Origin of the sequence: Bacillus sp. SLBN-46 (assembly GCF_031453555.1) — a bacterium.
Classification (GTDB): domain Bacteria; phylum Bacillota; class Bacilli; order Bacillales; family Cytobacillaceae; genus Neobacillus.
On sequence record NZ_JAVIZM010000001.1, the window covers coordinates 2579862 to 2600142 of the forward strand.

The following is a 20281-nucleotide window of genomic DNA, read 5'->3' on the forward strand; positions in this document are numbered from 1 at the left end:
GAAACACCCACTTAAATTAGATATCCTAATTATAAATCAAAAAAGACAAAAACCCTCGAAAAACATGAGAGTTTCTGCCTTATAGTTTAAAGGGACTTTTTCAGTGGCCTCGCTTTAAAGCGCTGGGGGACTGTCCCCGTTTTTTACTTTAGTTCCCTATGAAACGTGAAGTCGTTTGCATTAAGGGGGGATGTTGGGTTTTGCTCTTTCATTTGTTTCTTCTTCTTTGATCTTTTCTTCTTCGACAGGATGCCTAAGGAGTTAATGTCTAATGCTTCATCTAGTTCTTTCTTAATCATGTTAATAATGAGGATTAAGATAAAGTAACAAGCGAGCGGGATTAGTACCACCCAAGGCGACATATAGAATTCACGGTAATTCTGTCCAACCAGACCGGCCCATTCCTTAGATATGGAATTCAGAAGGGGCAATCCACGGACCTCTTCTTTTGAAACTCCCCCTATGTATACCTGAAATGCACCTAAATACATCATAAGTACAAGTGTCCCAAGCAACTGCTGAATAACCATCAATAGCCCATAAGAAGTTAAATAAGGTTTAATCTGGGTCTTAAGAACATGAAAATGATTCCCACCCATTAAATACGAACACTGGATAAATGTTTTCTTTTTTAATTCATCAACAATGTCTACAGTCATAAACAATACGGAAGGAATCCCCATTATCACAAGAATGATAATCTGATAGATCATTACACTATAAATGGAATCTTTAATATAGTTTGTTGAAACAGGATACATCAGCACTAAAGTAATTAGGATAGGTGGTACTAAATTGAAGACAACTAGGAAATCCTTTACAAGTGGAAGCAAACGTTTCAACCATAAGGAAAATAATAATCCGAGGACGCTGCCGATTAACACTCGAAAAAGGGTGACACCAAAAGCAGTTAATAGTGTGAATTTTGCCCCGTAAATCATCATATAAAGAATATCTGCACCATTCCGATCAGAGCCTAGAAGGTAATGAGAGGACGGTGGGATAGGAGGTACTCCGATTAAATTTCCTTTTTTATCATATAGATAGGTTACCTTATTAAAATCCGCAGGTCCAAAGTATGGATATAGTAAACTGGCAATAAGAATGATACTTAGAATAGACAATCCAACAATGGTCTTTTTATATTTTTGAAGTTTCATACACTGCTAGTTCCTTTTCTATTTTTTGACATCATTACAATTTTAGCAATGATATTGGCGATAATAACAGGTACAGCAAAAAGGAGAAAACCAAAAACAAAAGAGATGGCTCTTGTCCCATACATGGAACGTAACACATCCACATACCCATGTATGTTAAATAAATACTCAACTACTATAATACTTGATAATAGAAACCAAATAACGGTTCTTAGGTGGATGAGTAATAAAGGAATAATGTTGCGGATGATATGTTTCATGTAAATGGTTTTTAATGGCGTCCCTTTTGCTATTGCAAATAATACATAATCTTGTTGTTCTTCATTCGCAAACTCTCTTAATAAAAATTGGACTAAGAAAATAGTAGGTACAAAACTAACAATAACAATTGGCATGAAATATGGCTCGGTATAATTCCCTCCGTATAATTGAAAAAGCTTTATATGAAAAGTCTTATATAAAAATATCACTAGATATTGAAGTAAGAAGACTATGAGTAAATCTGGTGCTGTCGTTGTAAAATCGATAAAACCGCTTAGCCGCTTCCGAAAAGATAGGGGCATCAGCATAATGGTGGTGGCCGCAAACATCCCAATCAATATGACTATAAGAAGAGAAACGGATAATATAGTCATTGTATAAAAATACTTTTCCATACCATCGCCTTCAAAAAACCTTAATATGGAAGGATATTGATCGACATGAACCAACCAAGTTAAGTTGTTTAAGACATATTCCTTATATTGGCTAAAGTGAAATTCAATGCTCTTATGATTTACATTGAATACAAATAGAATTGGAATGTTTAATAAACAAATAAAGCCAGCAAGCATTGCAATCAATCTCACTGGAAGATAGGCTACTTTTTTTATCAACCCACTCATACCTTTCTAAATATTTCTAATTGCAAGAATAAATATATCCTACATTCAGACTAATTTCCACAATGTTGTAAAAAAGAGTGTCAGCAAAACGTTAAAAGGATGGGTAAATTCACAGCAGAAATAAAACCTACTAGAATAACTATAAATCTTATAGGTAAAAATATTTTCTTCGTATACAAGAACTTCATTCCCTTCCTCCAATTTTTTCCGTATTTACAAATATATCGCAGGAAAACAACAAATTCCACAATTTAAAAAATTTTATAAATATATCCTCAAACCCTGTAACTATCTAACTGAATCTTTCGTCTATTAGGAATGCGGAAAGAACTCAAATATTTACATAAAGGATGTTGTTATGAGAGGTTTAAAGATCATTAAAAGATTGTTCTTCCTTATTATCCAATGTCTTGTCGGGGTTGAAGTATTAATAATAATCGCTGTTTTCCCGGAATTATTTAAAAATTTAACTTTTAATGGAGCACCATTCCTCCAAGCTGCTTATGACTTGAATATAAAACTGTTTACATTTGGGGATTTTTTATTGAGGGATCAGAAGAATTCTGTATTTCCGGTTATTTTTTATAAATACATGGATTCGATGAAAATGTTAGGTTTAAGCTTTTTAACAGCCTGTTTGATTGCCTTCATCATTGCGTATGTGGGTCTTATATTTTTCAAAAGTAAATTAAAGTATATTAAAAGTTTCCTAGAGATCCTCGAGTCTATACCTGACCTAATGATTATTTTGTTACTGCAATTTGCGGTTATCATAGTTTATAAGAAAACGGGTATTAAGCTGGCCCAAGTTGTTTCCGTAAGAGAAGAAGCGATTCTTCTCCCAGTCATCAGTTTAAGTGTCCCTATCAGTCTATACATAACAAAAGTACTAATTCATTACATTGAAGAAGAATTAGAGAAGCATTATGTCATGCTGGCGAAAGCAAAGGGCTTTACCTTTTCATATATCCTAAATGTCCATGTACTTAGAAATATTGCGGATGGCATGTTCGGAACATCAAAAATGATTTTCTGGTCTATGCTTTCAACTTTATTAGTGATTGATTACTTGTTTAATATGAATGGCCTGCTTAGAGTGATGTTAACGGCGGTAGATCCATTTATTATCGGGTGCATCTTAATTTTTATTCCATTTTTTGTTATTTTTCGGATTTATGAATGGGTGAGTTTTGAAAACAGAAAGGATACACAATAATATGCTGGTATTTTTGCTAAAGAGGAAAAGGTTCTTATTCAGTGCTATGTTTCTAATCGTACTCTTTACTGGGAGTATTCTTAATACTTTATTGAATGATGGGCAAATCAGGCAGATTAGGTTTCATGCTGATGAAAAGGGGAATATTGTGGATCGTCCCCCTTATGCGCCATTGACCGAGTATGTATTAGGTTCTGATTCTTTTGGCTATGATCTTGTACATATGATGGTGGAGGGGGCAAAATGGACAATAGGTATTACTATTGCAATCGTCATTCTCAGGATGTTATTTTCAATTATATTGGCGTCCTTCATTTATCCTTTAAACAATCGGATATATAACTGTATAAAAACTATTTTCGAACCATTCTCGGTTGTACCTCAGACCATTATTGCATACTTTATTTTGTTTAGCGTTTTGTGGATGCCACTTGATGGCTTTCATACGCCCTTTTGGTTACGAGCATCTTTTGAGGTATTTATTTTAGTCGCTCTTGCCATTCCGAGCTTAACCATTCATATATCGGGTGAAATGAGGCATGTTGAAAAAGAAGATTTCATTGAAGTCTCAAGAACACTAGGTTCTACTAAGCGCTATATCTTTTTTAAACATATAATCCCACATGTGTATGAAAAATGGATCATATCATTTGGCCAACAATTTATTCAGACTTTACAGCTTCTCGCTCATCTTGGATTTATGAAGCTATTTTTTGGAGGTACCCACTATCCAGACGATGATACGCCTCCTCGAACAATCTCTTTTGAATGGTCAGGCGTGATTGGAGGAGATATCAGTTATCTTTATTCACAGCAGCCCTGGATTATCTTAGTACCAATCGGATTCTTTATTGTTACGGCCATTAGTGTTGCACTAATAAACCAATCAGTTAAAGCTTATTTTGAAAATAAAACGATGGTTCGTTTAAAAAAAGATAATTAATTGAAGTAAATCGGAAGAGAAGGGAATAGTCTTTATTATGAGGAGGGGGAAAATGCTACGAAATGTTATCATGGTGAGGGATGATGAAGAAAGCGTGAAACAAGCCATAAGAGAAATCCTGCGTTCAAAAAATAAAGGTCATGAGGTGGCTCTTGATTTAACAAGAATTAAAGATAAAACTAGGAAGACTGAAATTATGAAGCGGTTAACAAAATATTAAAGGAGGTTATCTTAATAAAGATGCCTCTTTTTTTTTGAATAATTGTAGGTATTTTGAACTGCTCACAAATTATGCAAATTTTAATAAATATTTACTTTATATTATAGAAGAAACTCGGAGGTAAGATAAAATCTACATAGTAAAAGGCAATGATTTCAAGTACTGGAATCATTGCCTTTTTTTACTGTTTTTTTCAACTATTGCCTCAACCGTTTGAGTACTTTATCTACAAAGTTTGCATGATTGATATCTAAATCCAATATTTCATTTCTAAAGGATTTAAAACGTCCATTCGCTACTTCCAGTGTAAAGTACCCTCTTGGACTTAATAGGTTAATGTCACCAATAATTTTTTTCCCACGTTCAGGATCAAACAAATGAACTAAGTTAGGATTGCTTGGATGGGGTCTGAACATACACCCCTGTTCCACGCAAACTCTTACGATATTACGTACTTTCGGATGTGTGATACTCTCAATTTTCTTATTAACTTCAATGCTGACCATTTTGTATCCTCCTTTCACATCTTAAAAAAATATGCGGGTAGAAGGTGTTTCATTCCGCTTTATGAATTTAATTGTCAGAAACTTTAGTCTTCATGTGCGAGGGATTTAATGATAAACTAATAAAAAATCATTAATCGAAGTGAGGACAAAAATGATAAAAGCCATTTTTTTTGATTTAGATGATACGCTACTGTGGGACCAAAAAAGTGTAAAAGAAGCCTTTGCAGCAACATGTAGATTAGCAGAGGTGAGGTATGGCCTTTCTGCAGATCAACTTGAGGAAGCTGTTCGTGATGCAGCTAGAAACTTATATTCTTCCTATGAAACGTTTGCGTTTACACAAATGATTGGGATTAATCCTTTTGAAGGATTATGGGGTAATTTTTTAGATGATACAGAAGATTTTAAGAAAATGAAAGAAATTGTACCCACCTATCGAAAAGATGCTTGGACATCAGGATTATCAGCAATGGGTATTGATGACCCTGAATTTGGAATGGAGCTAGCAGAGCGGTTTCCACAGGAGCGGCGAAACCATCCATTTGTCTATGATGAAACATTTAAGATTCTAGATGGTTTAAAGGGAAACTATCAACTTCTTCTATTAACCAACGGATCTCCTGATCTTCAAAATACGAAACTAGCCATTACACCTGAATTAGTTCCTTATTTTGATCATATTGTTATTTCTGGTGATTTTGGTCGAGGAAAGCCAGATCCTTCGATATTCGAGCATGCTTTATCAAGTATGTCTTTAAAAAAGGACGAAGTTATAATGGTTGGTGATAACCTGATGACCGATATTCTTGGCGCAAACAGAGCTGGAATAAAAACCGTTTGGATTAACCGTCAGGATAAACAACGAAATGAAGTCATTCCTACATTTGAAATTAAACATTTGGAAGACCTCTATTCTATATTAGAAAAATTAAATAGAAACTAAAAATAATTTGTAAGAGGACACTGCCATACATGTGGGCAGTGTCTTTTTATTAGGATAATCACGAGACATGTTCTTAAAGTTTTCACATTTATAACTATAATAATGATGTTAATCACTATCAGCTAATTAACTTAATGGTAAGTTATTAATGAGATAACTTTAACAAAAGTATTTAGCTACAGTGAAGGAGAGTCCTAAAATGAGTGAAATTATTAATAATCGTGAACAACTAATGACTAAAAATACAGACCGTCTTACCATATTAAAAGGAATCTTCCAAGATCTTCATAACGGAAGAAATTTAGATGAGGTAAAAGCTCATTTTGATGCATTGATTGGGAAAATTACAGTGGATGAAATCACACAGCTCCAGCATGAGTTTTCAAAAGAGGGTAGTATTCCAAAAGATGAGTTACAGCGTATCTATCAGGAACATAGTGCCATTTTTCAAGGTTCAATAGAAAGGGAAAATAATTTGCAAAATCCAGAGGATCTACCAGGGCATCCGGTTCACACGTTTAAACTGGAAAATAGGGAAATTGAAAAGCTGCTTCAACAACTGGTACAAGTCCATGTGGATGAGTTTATAAGAGACGATTCCTCTGATAATATTTACCGCCTTCTGCAGGATATTAATCTCTTAATAGACATTGATAAGCACTACAGCCGTAAAGAGAACTTACTATTTCCTTATTTAGAAAAGTACGGAATCTTTGGGCCAACTACCAATATGTGGAGAATTGATGACTTTATTCGTGATGCTATAAAAGAAGCAAAACAAAAATTAGCAAGCTATCAAGGTGGAAGGCAGGAGGTCCTTGGGGTCCTAAATTTTGTCATCCAGGAAGTAACTGGAATGATATACAAAGAAGAAAACATCCTTTTTCCAATGGCTTTAAAAAATTTATCTGAGGATGAGTGGATTAAAATTGCTCATGAAAGTGATGAGATTGGCTTCTGTTTAACAGTCCCTGCGGAAGAATGGAAGCCAGAGAGAAAAGCCTTAGCTGAGAATGCTATAACCGAAGGATATATTAAGATGGAAACTGGATTTTTATCTTTAAAGCAATTAGAACTTCTATTAAACCACTTACCAGTTGATATTACTTTTATTGATCATGAGGATGTAGTTCGCTATTTTTCCCACGGAAAAGAAAGAATTTTCGCCCGTACAAAAGCAGTTATTGGACGTACGGTTCAGAATTGTCATCCGCCAAGAAGCGTGCATGTGGTAGAAGAATTATTGGAAGATTTTAAAGCTGGGAAAAAAGACAGTGAGGATTTTTGGATTAAGTTCCGAGATAAATATGTATATATTCGTTATTTTGCTGTTCGGGATGAGAAAGGAAGCTATATTGGTACACTAGAATTTACACAGAATATTGATCCGATAAAAGCCATTGAAGGTGAAAAGCGAATTCTCTCCTAAAGGCAATAAATTGAGAAAGTTAAAAAAGGTCTCATCAGCTAATGATGGGGCTTTTTTCCTTTTAATATGTTGATTTGGTGAAAAAATACATTTCTAATTAGAAGTGTAACTTTATTCCTATTTTTAGCGACTATAGTCCTGAAAACAAAAAACATGTTAAATAAGGGGATATGAAAATGGCAAACAAGAAAATATATTTTGTCATAAGCACGGCTGTATTATTCGGACTTTTAACAGGCTGTGGCACAAGTACAAAAACGAATGGTACCAATGTTGGAATCAAAACGGAGAATCAAAAGCAAGAAAAAGTGACCGCAAAATTTATTCCTTCACTTGAAATAAAAGAGGATAACCATGACATGACAGTCAAATATGCAGTTAAAAATATATCCGGCAAAAAACAGACACTAACCTTTTCTAATGGTTTAAAAGCTGACTTTATTGTATACGATCAGAATGGAAAAAAAGTTAAACAATATTCAGAGGAGATTTCCGCAACACAAGCTACGGAAGAAATTTCATTAGAAAATAATAAAGAAATGGAACAAAAATTTACTATATCTGATCTTCCAAATGGTCAATATAAATTGGAGGTTTTTCTGACTTCAAAAGAGGAAAAGGCAAAGACTGAGGCAGAGTTTATAGTAAAGAATTCTTTATATACTAATAGTTCAGGTCAGTATGTAGGTCAAATGGATCCACATACAATAGAAGTAAACGTTGATGGAAATAAAACCGCCTTTCAATTATCAGATGAAGCCATTAAACAATTAACATCGATAAAAGAAGGTGACCAGATTTCGTTTATCTATTCAGAAAAGGAAAGTGGACAAAAAACAATTGAAAGGTTTTTTAAAGAGTCGTAATAAAACGTAAACCTGCCATGCCACCTGTTAGTAATAAGGGTACATGGTAGGTTTTTTCATTTTTAAAACACTTACTCTCTTGAAACGAATATAATCCTCTTATGTTTAATAGGATTACTATATATAGGTATAGTACTACTTTTGAAAAAACAAGGTGCATATTTTGTTTTTTTAATAGAGGCTGATGATAAATGCCGGTGAAAACTTATGTGATAAAAAGGAGGGTGACATGATTAAGGTAAGAAATCTGGTAAAGTCTTTTGGTTCACAAACTGTTTTAACTGATATTAATTTGTCCGTTTCTGAAAAAGAGGTTGTTGTCATTATTGGTGCGAGTGGTTCTGGAAAAAGTACATTACTTCGCTGCCTTAATTTCCTTGAAATGTATGATCAGGGAGAAATCACGTTAAAGGGAGAAACAATTCAACCAACTAGCACCAACCTGAACAAAATTCGTGAAGATGTCGGAATGGTATTTCAACATTTTAATCTTTTTCCACACATGACTGTGTTGGAGAATGTGATGGAAGCCCCTGTGCATGTAAAAGGGATGGACAAGACTCAAGCAAAACAAAAAGCGTTAGTATTACTTGAAAAAGTAGGATTATATGACAAAGCTTCAGCCTATCCGAAAAATCTTTCAGGTGGTCAAAAGCAACGCGTAGCTATTGCACGTGCACTTGCCATGGAACCACGAATCATGCTGTTTGATGAACCGACATCTGCACTTGATCCGGAACTTGTTGGAGAAGTTCTTCAGGTAATGAAGCGGCTGGCAAAAGAGGGAATGACGATGGTTGTTGTTACACATGAAATGGGGTTTGCAAGAGAAGTAGCAGATCGAGTGGTTTTTATGGGGGATGGAAAGATTCTCGAAGAAGCACCGCCGAACGAATTTTTCGTCAATCCCCAGCACGTGAAAGCCAAGCAATTTTTAAATAGTATTCTTTAAAAAATGGAGGGATTTTGTTGAAAAAAAGTTGGATGATTGGATTGATTGTTTCTTTGTTTTTTGTGTCTGTTATGTTGACGGCTTGTGGTAGTTCAAAGAAAAGCAGTGGCAACGAGAAAAAAGAATTTCGTTATGCAATGAGCGGATTGTATAAGCCTTTTAATTTTAAGGAGAATGGTAAATTAGTAGGGTTCGATGTGGAGGTTGGAGAAGCCCTTGCAGATAAAATGGGAATGAAGCCAGTAGCGGTTACAAACCCTTGGGAAACACTTATTCAAGGATTACAGGCTAAGAAATTTGATGCCATTCTTGCCAGTATGACTGTGACGGAAGAACGTAAGAAATCAGTAAACTTTACTGATACGTACTATCGTTCAGGTGCACAGATCTTTGTTGCAGAAGACAATCAGACCATTAAATCAGTTGCTGACTTAAAAGGGAAAAAAATTGGAGTTGTTAAGGCAAGTACGTATAAAGAACTGGCATTACAAAATACAGATCAAGGTAACATTGTTGAATATGACAGTGATATCACAGCGCTAATGGATCTTCCAACTGGAAGACTGGATGCGGTTATTACTGATCAAATGGTGGGGCTACCAATCATCAAAGACGGTGCAATCAAGATTAAGGATGTAGGTGAGCCACTTTCGCACGATGATCAGGCAATAGCGGTCCGAAAAGAGGATAAAGAACTGCTTGATAAATTAAACAAAGCCCTTGCTGAAATTATTAAGGACGGAACCTATGAAAAAATTAGTAACAAATGGTTTGGTCGCAGTATTTTAGGAGAATAGGAGTTCTAAGGGTGTTAAGTATGGGTGTCAGGCACCCTACTGATTAAATAATGAGAGGGTGTTGATCATCGTTCAAATCTTCCTGGACACCTATGATGTATTTATTTCTGCGGCACTACTAACCTTAAGGTTAACCATTACATCACTAATCATTGGGTGTCTTATTGGGCTCATTGTTGCTTTCTTAAGAATTTCTTCAAATAAATGGCTTAATAAATTAGCAACTATTTATATTGGTCTTATTAGAGGAACACCGTTAATTGTCCAAATAGCCATTCTGTATTTTGGAATTGCATCTGTTGTTACCTTCTCGCAGTTCTGGGCAGGTGCTATCGCTTTAGCCATCCATAATGGAGCATACATTGCAGAGATTTTTCGAGGTTCAATCCAATCCATAGACAAGGGGCAAATGGAAGCAGCTCGTTCACTTGGAATGTCCTATCCACTTGCGATGAGAAGAATTATTTTACCACAGGCTTTTAAATTTTCCATTCCTCCATTGGGAAATCAATTTATTATTGGATTAAAGGATTCCTCCCTAGTTGCCTATGTGGGAATGTCAGATTTATGGGGTTCGGGTTTAAGTGAAGCAGCCTCGAATTATCGCCAACTAGATACTTACATGGTGGTTGGTATCTATTATTTAGCTCTTGTCTTGTTATTTTCTTACTTGCTAAGGAAATTAGAGAGACGAATGGATATCGACTCAAAAGAGGCTGTATAAATAACAAAAGGGTCAGAACCTTGATGAGTCTGACCCTTTTTGGTTTATGAATTATTGAATTATCAGAAAAATAGGATAAAAGACATGTGTATAGTGGATATAAAAAGTAGGAAAGGCCTATTCTTAATAAATTTATTTTGATGAGATAATATCATTAAGTAAGCGTTTTCTACTCCTATTTGTGCAAACGTTTGCTCTGAAATAAACTTTTTTGGGGAGGAAAATGAATGAAAGGTAAATCACGGAAGTTAATCAGTTACTTAGCACTTTTAATGTTAATTGTGCAAACGATTGCAGGAACGGCGTTTTTTCATCCGTCGCCAACAAAGGCGGAAGGACGAGTAGTAACGCTAGTCGGTAACCTACAAGATGAACTAGGTGGTTCAGGAGAATGGAATCCGGCTGATCCCGCAACACAAATGAAGCTGCAGGAGAATGGGTTGTATAAACTAACCGGAACACTTCCTGCAGGAAGCTATGAATATAAAGTAGCCATTAACGGTTCATGGGACGAAAACTATGGAGTGAATGGTACTCCTGGGGGGGATAACTATAAGTTTTCTTTAGATAAGGAAACACAGGTTACTTTTATTTATGATGATAGTACCCATCGTGTAACCGTACCAATCGAATTGCCGGATAGTGAGAAACCTAGAATAGTAGGCGATATACAGCCAGATCTAAATGCAGGTGGAGAGTGGTCTCCTAGTGAATCAACTGCCATTTTACAAGATGAGGACCATGATAATCTCTACACCTATATAGCTCAAGTTCCAAAGGGGAAGCATGAATTTAAGGTTGTACTAGGGAACAACTGGGAAGCGCCTGCCTATCCAGATAATAACTTTGTGTTAAATGTCCTAAAAGATGCAACCGTTACATTCTTTTACAACCATGATACAAAAGAAGTTTACACCGATTATGATCCTGGTTTACCTGATGGCAGTGTCCAGGGGGACAAGCTCTACCACAACACATGGGATTCGGCTTTCCGATCACCATTTGGTGCAGTAAAAGCGGGAGAATCAGTCAAGCTCCGTCTTCAAGCTAAGAAGGGTGACTTAACTGGTGCTAAAGTCCAGCTAAAAAACTACAATACTGGTAATACCGTAATGGTAGATATGGAGTACGCCGGTTGGATGGACCAAAAGGGTAAAGAGGTTGAGTTTTGGGAAGCAGACGTTAAACCAGATGTTAAAGGAGTTTATGGTTATAAGTTTATTGCTCGAGATGGCGAAGGGCAGAAAGAGTACGGGGAAGATGTTCAAGAAGGTGGAAAAGGAACCGCGACGGACTCAAATGCGTCCTTATTCCAGCTAACTGTATATGATCCTTCCTTTAAAACACCGGATTGGATGAAGGAAGCGGTAGTTTATCAAATTTTCCCTGATCGATTTAACAATGGGAACAAAAAGAATGATGAAGCAAAGAAAAATGCTCGTGGTTCTGAACCAATAGAGCAACAGGATTGGGAGGATTTGCCTGATAATCCTCGTCTAGAAGGGACAGAAGGGTATAAAGGAGATGCCATTTTCTCTAATGATTTCTTCGGTGGAGATATCGCTGGAATTCAAAAGAAATTGGATTATATCCAGTCATTAGGCGTAAACACACTTTATTTAAATCCGATTGCAGAAGCTGCATCGAATCATAAATATGATGCGGCAGACTACAAGAATGTTGACCCAATGTTTGGTTCACCTGAAGAATTTAAAGCCTTTACGAAAGAATTAAAGAAACGGAAAATGCATTTAATTCTAGATGGAGTGTTTAATCATGTAGGAGACGATTCCATTTATTTTGATCGTTACAGTAAATACCCAACAGTTGGTGCTTATGAGTACTGGTCAGCTATCTATGATCTTGTTAATAAAGGAGTATCAGAAGCGGAGGCAAAAAAGCAAGTAAAAGATAAATTTATCGCTGAAGGACAAACGTTTAGTCCGTACGGCTTCGAAAATTGGTTTAACATTCAAAATGAAAAAGTTGACGGCGTATATAAATATCAGTGCTGGTGGGGTTACGATTCCCTTCCAGAAATCAAATCAGTGACTGGTGAAGCTGTCGACTATTCATCCGAACTCAATAACAAGTCATTTGCGGATTATATTATGTATGATGAAGATTCAGTGGCAAAGTCATGGATTAAAAACGGTTCTTCAGGTTGGCGATTAGATGTGGCAAATGAAGTGGATCCTGAGTTTTGGCGTGAATTCCGTAAAGAACTGAAAACAGGAAAAAAGGACGACCCACTAATTCTGGGTGAAATTTGGGATGATGCTTCAGAATATTTCCTTGGTGACTTATATGATTCGGTAATGAATTACCGTTTCCGAGGTGCGATGATTGATTACTTAAAGTCAGGAAATGCGGAAGGAGCTGAAAATCAGCTCAACGCTGTCTTTGAGGACTACCCTAAGGAAGCATTTTATTCCCTTATGAATTTGATGGGCTCACATGATACAGCTCGTGCGTCGTTTGTTCTGGGAAATGGTACAGACTCGTTTGAGAGAGCAGAGTTTGATAATAACTATAATCCTGAACTAGGAATACAGCGTTTAAAGCTCGCTGCTATTCTACAAATGGGTTATGCAGGTGCACCAACGATTTACTATGGCGATGAAGCTGGTGTCACTGGTTCAAAGGACCCTGATGACCGCAGAACCTATCCATGGGGTAATGAAAACAAAGGTTTAATCAAACATTATCAAACAATTGGAAAAGTAAGAAATGACTTTCATGATTTATTTAGCTATGGTGATTTAAATCATCTTTATGCTAAGGGAGATGTGCTTGCTTTTTCTCGCTCAGATAAAAAGAATGTTGCTATAGTTCTAACAAATCGTGGTAAAGAAGATAAAACGGTTGAGTTGAATGTTGAGGATTTATTGATTAATGGTATTAAGTTTACAGATCAATTAGATAAAAAATACACAATTGTAACCAAAGAAGGAAAGTTAAGCGTGACAATTCCTGCTATGAGCGGACGAATGCTTATATCCGATAAAGGGCAGAACTTAAAACGTCCAGCTTTGGTAACAGGCTTAACTGTAGCAGAAGGAAGTCATACCGCGACACTTAAATGGGATGGCGATGCAAAAAAATATGCCATATATCAAACAACAATTTCCGGAGCTTTTTATCAAAAAGTAAAAGAAACTACTAATACGACAATATCAATTGACGGTTTAGACAATGGCCGAAAATATTATTTTGCTATTGTTGCGCTTGATAAAAACGGTAATGAATCTGAAAAGGTAGAGACTAAGGAAGCTGTTATTCCTCATGTATCGCTAACTTCTGATAATTATAAAATTGATAATGTGACAGCTTTAGAACCAGGAATTATTGATCTCTCCAAGCCGGAAACTGTTACTGCCAATATTTTTGTAAAAGGTGAAACTGAGTTAGAACAAATGGAAGGCCTGCAAGCAAAGCTTGAAGTTAAACAGCCAGGAAGTGAAAAGTGGACCTCAATTAAGGCTGCATACGTAAATCAGCAGGAAACATCAAATGTATTTAGTTCCAACTTCCTGCCATTTAATGTAGGAACTTATGAGTATCGTTTTGCTTTCTCGAATGATTTAGCTCGCAGTTGGGTAACAAGCGAAACAAAGTCAGTTAGCTTTACAAAAGGAGACGATACAACAGCACCTGCAGAAAAAATGACACTTGAACAGCCTCAACAGGAATCTGGTCAGGTCAACCTTTCCTGGAAGGTGGAGGGAGCAAATGACCCGTATATGGTAACAATTGTCCGTGATGGTGAAATGATCGAACAGATATTGGATCTATCAAAAAACTCATTTAGGGATATTAATGTGACCAACGGAAAAACGTATACGTACGAAGTTCGGATCTATGATAAGGCAGGAAATATGGTAAAATCCAACGCTGTTACTATCACACCTGAACTAGTTACAGTAAAAGTAACGTTTAAAGTAAATGCACCAGCCTATACTCCACAAGGTATCTACATTACAATGCCAGGAAGTAAAAACGGTTGGAATACTGGCGCATGGCAGATGACTCGTGCTGGAGCGGTTACAAATGATTATGAATATACGGTGGAAGCACAAGAAGGAGAAGTTCTTACTTACAAATATGTGAAAAATGGTACGTGGGATCAAGAAGGGTTACCGGACCATACTGTAGCAAACCAAACCGACGATGACGTCAGTTATTATGGCTATGGGGCACAAGGTACTGACCTTTCAGTTGTGGTGGCTAACCAAGGCGGTAACCAAATGGTGGTACAAGATAGAATTATTCGCTGGATTGACCTTCCAGTGGTGGTTACATCCCATACAGATGGGCAGACGGTATCAACTGATAGTATTACTTTACAAGGAAATGCCATTAAGGATGGTGTCCTAACAATTAATGGAGAGTCTGTTACCATCAATAGTGATATGACTTTTTCCCATTCAATTAAACTAAATGCTGGTGAAAATAAGTTAAGCATTCATATCGAACCATCAGAAAATAGTAAGGCAGCAAACTTTAAAAATGATGGCGGTGCAATTTCTAAAGCGACTAAAACAATTAATTTTACAATTAATAAGAAATAATAGAAGGCCTTTTTCCTAGTAATAGGAGAGAGGCCTTTTCCTATTATTAATTATAATATTCATCCCTATTAGAATTGGAAAATATTATATATTGAACAGAGAAGGGGGGGATGGTATTATAAGAAAGTTCCCTCACGAAAGGGCCAAACATATTGAGTGAAAAATTATGTATTGACTTAGTGAGATGGATGTAATAAAATTGTATTTATCGCTTCTTTGACAAGCGGATTGTTCTTTGAAAACTAAACAAACAAAAACGTCAACAAACAAAAATATTTCGTTTCTTTATTGAAATGAAGCCAACGTAACAAAATGAGCTAATCAACTTTCTTGGAGAGTTTGATCCTGGCTCAGGACGAACGCTGGCGGCGTGCCTAATACATGCAAGTCGAGCGAACCACTTCGGTGGTTAGCGGCGGACGGGTGAGTAACACGTGGGCAACCTGCCTGTAAGACTGGGATAACTTCGGGAAACCGGAGCTAATACCGGATAATCCTTTTCCTCTCATGAGGAAAAGCTGAAAGACGGTTTCGGCTGTCACTTACAGATGGGCCCGCGGCGCATTAGCTAGTTGGTGAGGTAACGGCTCACCAAGGCGACGATGCGTAGCCGACCTGAGAGGGTGATCGGCCACACTGGGACTGAGACACGGCCCAGACTCCTACGGGAGGCAGCAGTAGGGAATCTTCCACAATGGACGAAAGTCTGATGGAGCAACGCCGCGTGAGCGATGAAGGCCTTCGGGTCGTAAAGCTCTGTTGTTAGGGAAGAACAAGTACCGGAGTAACTGCCGGTACCTTGACGGTACCTAACCAGAAAGCCACGGCTAACTACGTGCCAGCAGCCGCGGTAATACGTAGGTGGCAAGCGTTGTCCGGAATTATTGGGCGTAAAGCGCGCGCAGGCGGTCCTTTAAGTCTGATGTGAAAGCCCACGGCTCAACCGTGGAGGGTCATTGGAAACTGGGGGACTTGAGTACAGAAGAGGAAAGCGGAATTCCACGTGTAGCGGTGAAATGCGTAGAGATGTGGAGGAACACCAGTGGCGAAGGCGGCTTTCTGGTCTGTAACTGACGCTGAGGCGCGAAAGCGTGGGGAGCAAACAGGATTAGATACCCTGGTAGTCCACGCCGTAAACGATGAGTGCTAAGTGTTAGGGGGTTTCCGCCCCTTAGTGCTGCAGCTAACGCATTAAGCACTCCGCCTGGGGAGTACGGCCGCAAGGCTGAAACTCAAAGGAATTGACGGGGGCCCGCACAAGCGGTGGAGCATGTGGTTTAATTCGAAGCAACGCGAAGAACCTTACCAGGTCTTGACATCCTCTGACACTCCTAGAGATAGGACGTTCCCCTTCGGGGGACAGAGTGACAGGTGGTGCATGGTTGTCGTCAGCTCGTGTCGTGAGATGTTGGGTTAAGTCCCGCAACGAGCGCAACCCTTGATCTTAGTTGCCAGCATTCAGTTGGGCACTCTAAGGTGACTGCCGGTGACAAACCGGAGGAAGGTGGGGATGACGTCAAATCATCATGCCCCTTATGACCTGGGCTACACACGTGCTACAATGGATGGTACAAAGGGCTGCAAGACCGCGAGGTTTAGCCAATCCCATAAAACCATTCTCAGTTCGGATTGTAGGCTGCAACTCGCCTACATGAAGCCGGAATCGCTAGTAATCGCGGATCAGCATGCCGCGGTGAATACGTTCCCGGGCCTTGTACACACCGCCCGTCACACCACGAGAGTTTGTAACACCCGAAGTCGGTGGGGTAACCGTAAGGAGCCAGCCGCCTAAGGTGGGACAGATGATTGGGGTGAAGTCGTAACAAGGTAGCCGTATCGGAAGGTGCGGCTGGATCACCTCCTTTCTAAGGATATAAGCTGGACCTATGAGCCAGACAAAACATGTTTGTTTGATTGTTTCTTGTTTGTTTAGTTTTGAGAGTGCAATCTCTCAAAGCTTTTTTTAATCGTTCTTTGAAAACTAGATAATCGTAATGAAGAAGTCAAGTAACACATCGAGTAATCGCCATTTTAGTTTTCTCTCTATTAATTTAGAGAAATAAACCTTTTAGGTTAAGTTAGAAAGGGCGCACGGTGAATGCCTTGGCACTAGGAGCCGATGAAGGACGGGACTAACACCGATATGCTTCGGGGAGCTGTAAGTAAGCTTTGATCCGGAGATTTCCGAATGGGGGAACCCACTGTTCGTAATGGAACAGTATCTTTACCTGAATACATAGGGTATTGAAGGCATACCCGGGGAACTGAAACATCTAAGTACCCGGAGGAAGAGAAAGCAAACGCGATTCCCTGAGTAGCGGCGAGCGAAACGGGACATAGCCCAAACCAAGAGGCTTGCCTCTTGGGGTTGTAGGACACTCAACATGGAGTTACAAAGGAACGGGGTAGATGAAGCGGCCTGGAAAGGCCCGTCAGAGAAGGTAAAAACCCTGTAGTCGAAACTTCGTTCCCTCCTGAGTGGATCCTGAGTACGGCCGGACACGTGAAATCCGGTCGGAAGCAGGGAGGACCATCTCCCAAGGCTAAATACTCCCTAGTGACCGATAGTGAACCAGTACCGTGAGGGAAAGGTGAAAAGCACCCCGGAAGGGGAGTGAAATAGTTCCTGAAACCGTGTGCCTACAAGTAGTTAGAGCCCGTTAATGGGTGATAGCGTGCCTTTTGTAGAATGAACCGGCGAGTTACGATCCCATGCAAGGTTAAGTTGAAGAGACGGAGCCGCAGCGAAAGCGAGTCTGAATAGGGCGAATGAGTATGTGGTCGTAGACCCGAAACCAGGTGATCTACCCATGTCCAGGGTGAAGTCCAGGTAACACTGGATGGAGGCCCGAACCCACGCACGTTGAAAAGTGCGGGGATGAGGTGTGGGTAGCGGAGAAATTCCAATCGAACTTGGAGATAGCTGGTTCTCTCCGAAATAGCTTTAGGGCTAGCCTCACGTAGTTAGAGTCTTGGAGGTAGAGCACTGTTTGGACTAGGGGCCCTCATCGGGTTACCGAATTCAGACAAACTCCGAATGCCAAAGACTTATCCGTGGGAGTCAGACTGCGAGTGATAAGATCCGTAGTCAAAAGGGAAACAGCCCAGACCACCAGCTAAGGTCCCAAAGTTTACGTTAAGTGGAAAAGGATGTGGAGTTGCTTAGACAACCAGGATGTTGGCTTAGAAGCAGCCACCATTTAAAGAGTGCGTAATAGCTCACTGGTCGAGTGACTCTGCGCCGAAAATGTACCGGGGCTAAACGTAACACCGAAGCTGTGGATTGACATCTTAGATGTCAGTGGTAGGAGAGCGTTCTAAGGGCGTTGAAGCTAGACCGTAAGGACTGGTGGAGCGCTTAGAAGTGAGAATGGCCGGTATGAGTAGCGAAAGATGAGTGAGAATCTCATCCACCGTATGCCTAAGGTTTCCTGAGGAAGGCTCGTCCGCTCAGGGTTAGTCGGGACCTAAGCCGAGGCCGAAAGGCGTAGGCGATGGACAACAGGTTGATATTCCTGTACCACCTCTTTATCGTTTGAGTGATGGGGGGACGCAGGAGGATAGGGTAAGCGCGCTGTTGGATATGCGCGTCTAAGCAGTTAGGCTGGAAAGTAGGAAAATCCGCTTTCCGTGAAGGCTGAGCTGTGATAGCGAGGGAAATTTAGTACCGAAGTTCCTGATTCCACACTGCCAAGAAAAGCCTCTAGCGAGATAAAAGGTGCCCGTACCGCAAACCGACACAGGTAGGCGAGGAGAGAATCCTAAGGTGAGCGAGAGAACTCTCGTTAAGGAACTCGGCAAAATGACCCCGTAACTTCGGGAGAAGGGGTGCTTTTTGAGGTGAATAGCCTCGAAGAGCCGCAGTGAATAGGCCCAGGCGACTGTTTAGCAAAAACACAGGTCTCTGCGAAGCCGCAAGGCGAAGTATAGGGGCTGACGCCTGCCCGGTGCTGGAAGGTTAAGAGGAGGGGTTAGCCTTAAAAGCGAAGCTCTGAATCGAAGCCCCAGTAAACGGCGGCCGTAACTATAACGGTCCTAAGGTAGCGAAATTCCTTGTCGGGTAAGTTCCGACCCGCACGAAAGGCGTAACGATCTGGGCACTGTCTCAACGAGAGACTCGGTGAAATTATAGTACCTGTGAAGATGCAGGTTACCCGCGACAGGACGGAAAGACCCCGTGGAGCTTTACTGTAGCCTGATATTGAATTTTGGTACAGCTTGTACAGGATAGGTAGGAGCCTGAGAAGCCGGAGCGCTAGCTTCGGTGGAGGCGTCGGTGGGATACTACCCTGGCTGTATTGAAATTCTAACCCGCACCCCTTATCGGGGTGGGAGACAGTGTCAGGTGGGCAGTTTGACTGGGGCGGTCGCCTCCTAAAGAGTAACGGAGGCGCCCAAAGGTTCCCTCAGAATGGTTGGAAATCATTCGTAGAGTGTAAAGGCACAAGGGAGCTTGACTGCGAGACCTACAAGTCGAGCAGGGACGAAAGTCGGGCTTAGTGATCCGGTGGTTCCGCATGGAAGGGCCATCGCTCAACGGATAAAAGCTACCCCGGGGATAACAGGCTTATCTCCCCCAAGAGTCCACATCGACGGGGAGGTTTGGCACCTCGATGTCGGCTCATCGCATCCTGGGGCTGTAGTCGGTCCCAAGGGTTGGGCTGTTCGCCCATTAAAGCGGTACGCGAGCTGGGTTCAGAACGTCGTGAGACAGTTCGGTCCCTATCCGTCGTGGGCGCAGGAAATTTGAGAGGAGCTGTCCTTAGTACGAGAGGACCGGGATGGACGCACCGCTGGTGTACCAGTTGTCTTGCCAAAGGCATCGCTGGGTAGCTATGTGCGGACGGGATAAGTGCTGAAAGCATCTAAGCATGAAGCCCCCCTCAAGATGAGATTTCCCATAGCGTCAAGCTAGTAAGAACCCTGAAAGATGATCAGGTTGATAGGTCAGAGGTGGAAGCGTGGTAACATGTGGAGCTGACTGATACTAATCGTTCGAGGACTTAACCAATTTTTTAAGCGAACTCGTGGTTTACAACACTTCTTCTGCATTATCTAGTTTTGAGAGAA

The 20281-nt window shown here is 39.9% G+C and carries 13 protein-coding genes and 2 rRNA genes; 12 read left to right on the forward strand and 3 right to left on the reverse strand.

The genetic code is table 11. The features are described from left to right. Nucleotides 1-143: 143 nt before the first annotated feature. Together QFZ87_RS13310 and QFZ87_RS13315 are read right to left on the reverse strand one after the other, a co-directional pair. A complete protein-coding gene (locus QFZ87_RS13310; protein ID WP_309862023.1) occupies nucleotides 144-1160 on the reverse strand; it encodes an ABC transporter permease in 1017 nt (338 codons plus the stop codon). Beyond that, nucleotides 1157-2035: an ABC transporter permease subunit gene (locus tag QFZ87_RS13315; RefSeq protein ID WP_309862025.1), complete on the reverse strand. Its 879-nt coding sequence runs from the start codon at nucleotides 2033-2035 to the stop codon at nucleotides 1157-1159. Before QFZ87_RS13315 ends, QFZ87_RS13310 begins: the two co-directional genes overlap by 4 nt. A 367-nt stretch (nucleotides 2036-2402) precedes the next feature. On the opposite strand from QFZ87_RS13315, the gene QFZ87_RS13320 reads away from it, so the two are divergent. The 3 genes from QFZ87_RS13320 to QFZ87_RS13330 are packed head-to-tail and all read left to right on the forward strand — an operon-like array spanning nucleotide 2403 to nucleotide 4423. After that, nucleotides 2403-3260: an ABC transporter permease subunit gene (locus tag QFZ87_RS13320; protein WP_309862028.1), complete on the forward strand. Its 858-nt coding sequence runs from the start codon at nucleotides 2403-2405 to the stop codon at nucleotides 3258-3260. Nucleotides 3261-3306: 46 nt separating this feature from the next. After that, nucleotides 3307-4203, forward strand: coding sequence for an ABC transporter permease subunit (locus tag QFZ87_RS13325; protein ID WP_309862029.1), 897 nt, complete (start codon nucleotides 3307-3309; stop codon nucleotides 4201-4203). A 52-nt stretch (nucleotides 4204-4255) separates the two neighbouring features. Next, on the forward strand, nucleotides 4256-4423 hold the full coding sequence (locus tag QFZ87_RS13330) for a hypothetical protein (protein WP_309862032.1): 168 nt from the start codon (nucleotides 4256-4258) through the stop codon (nucleotides 4421-4423). Between the two features lie 197 nt (nucleotides 4424-4620). Here QFZ87_RS13330 and QFZ87_RS13335 read toward each other — a convergent pair whose 3' ends face one another. Then, nucleotides 4621-4929 carry a hypothetical protein gene (locus QFZ87_RS13335; protein ID WP_309862034.1) on the reverse strand — a complete coding sequence of 103 codons (309 nt, stop codon included), beginning with the start codon at nucleotides 4927-4929 and terminating at the stop codon, nucleotides 4621-4623. Between the two features lie 151 nt (nucleotides 4930-5080). Here QFZ87_RS13335 and QFZ87_RS13340 point away from each other — a divergent pair, with 151 nt between their 5' ends. The 9 genes from QFZ87_RS13340 (at nucleotide 5081) to QFZ87_RS13380 (ending at nucleotide 20222) form a co-directional block, all read left to right on the forward strand. Further along, nucleotides 5081-5872: an HAD family hydrolase gene (locus tag QFZ87_RS13340; RefSeq protein WP_309862035.1), complete on the forward strand. Its 792-nt coding sequence runs from the start codon at nucleotides 5081-5083 to the stop codon at nucleotides 5870-5872. A 199-nt stretch (nucleotides 5873-6071) separates the two neighbouring features. Next, nucleotides 6072-7301 (forward strand): DUF438 domain-containing protein, encoded by a 1230-nt coding sequence (locus QFZ87_RS13345; RefSeq protein WP_309862037.1) that lies wholly within the window; start codon nucleotides 6072-6074, stop codon nucleotides 7299-7301. 176 nt (nucleotides 7302-7477) lie between these two features. Next, nucleotides 7478-8167: a BsuPI-related putative proteinase inhibitor gene (locus QFZ87_RS13350; RefSeq protein WP_309862039.1), complete on the forward strand. Its 690-nt coding sequence runs from the start codon at nucleotides 7478-7480 to the stop codon at nucleotides 8165-8167. 229 nt (nucleotides 8168-8396) lie between these two features. Continuing rightward, entirely contained in the window at nucleotides 8397-9119 is a 723-nt protein-coding gene (locus tag QFZ87_RS13355; protein ID WP_309862041.1) for an amino acid ABC transporter ATP-binding protein, read from the forward strand. A 32-nt stretch (nucleotides 9120-9151) separates the two neighbouring features. Beyond that, entirely contained in the window at nucleotides 9152-9916 is a 765-nt protein-coding gene (locus tag QFZ87_RS13360) for an ABC transporter substrate-binding protein (protein WP_396133967.1), read from the forward strand. A gap of 64 nt (nucleotides 9917-9980) precedes the next feature. Beyond that, nucleotides 9981-10640, forward strand: coding sequence for an amino acid ABC transporter permease (locus tag QFZ87_RS13365; RefSeq protein ID WP_396133968.1), 660 nt, complete (start codon nucleotides 9981-9983; stop codon nucleotides 10638-10640). 227 nt (nucleotides 10641-10867) lie between these two features. Next, on the forward strand, nucleotides 10868-15211 hold the full coding sequence (locus QFZ87_RS13370) for an alpha-amylase family glycosyl hydrolase (RefSeq protein ID WP_309862043.1): 4344 nt from the start codon (nucleotides 10868-10870) through the stop codon (nucleotides 15209-15211). Nucleotides 15212-15538: 327 nt separating this feature from the next. Beyond that, nucleotides 15539-17076, forward strand: a 16S ribosomal RNA gene (locus QFZ87_RS13375). A gap of 206 nt (nucleotides 17077-17282) precedes the next feature. Then, nucleotides 17283-20222: ribosomal RNA gene (locus tag QFZ87_RS13380) — 23S ribosomal RNA — on the forward strand. Together the 16S and 23S rRNA genes form the textbook arrangement of a ribosomal RNA operon. Nucleotides 20223-20281: the final 59 nt, after the last annotated feature.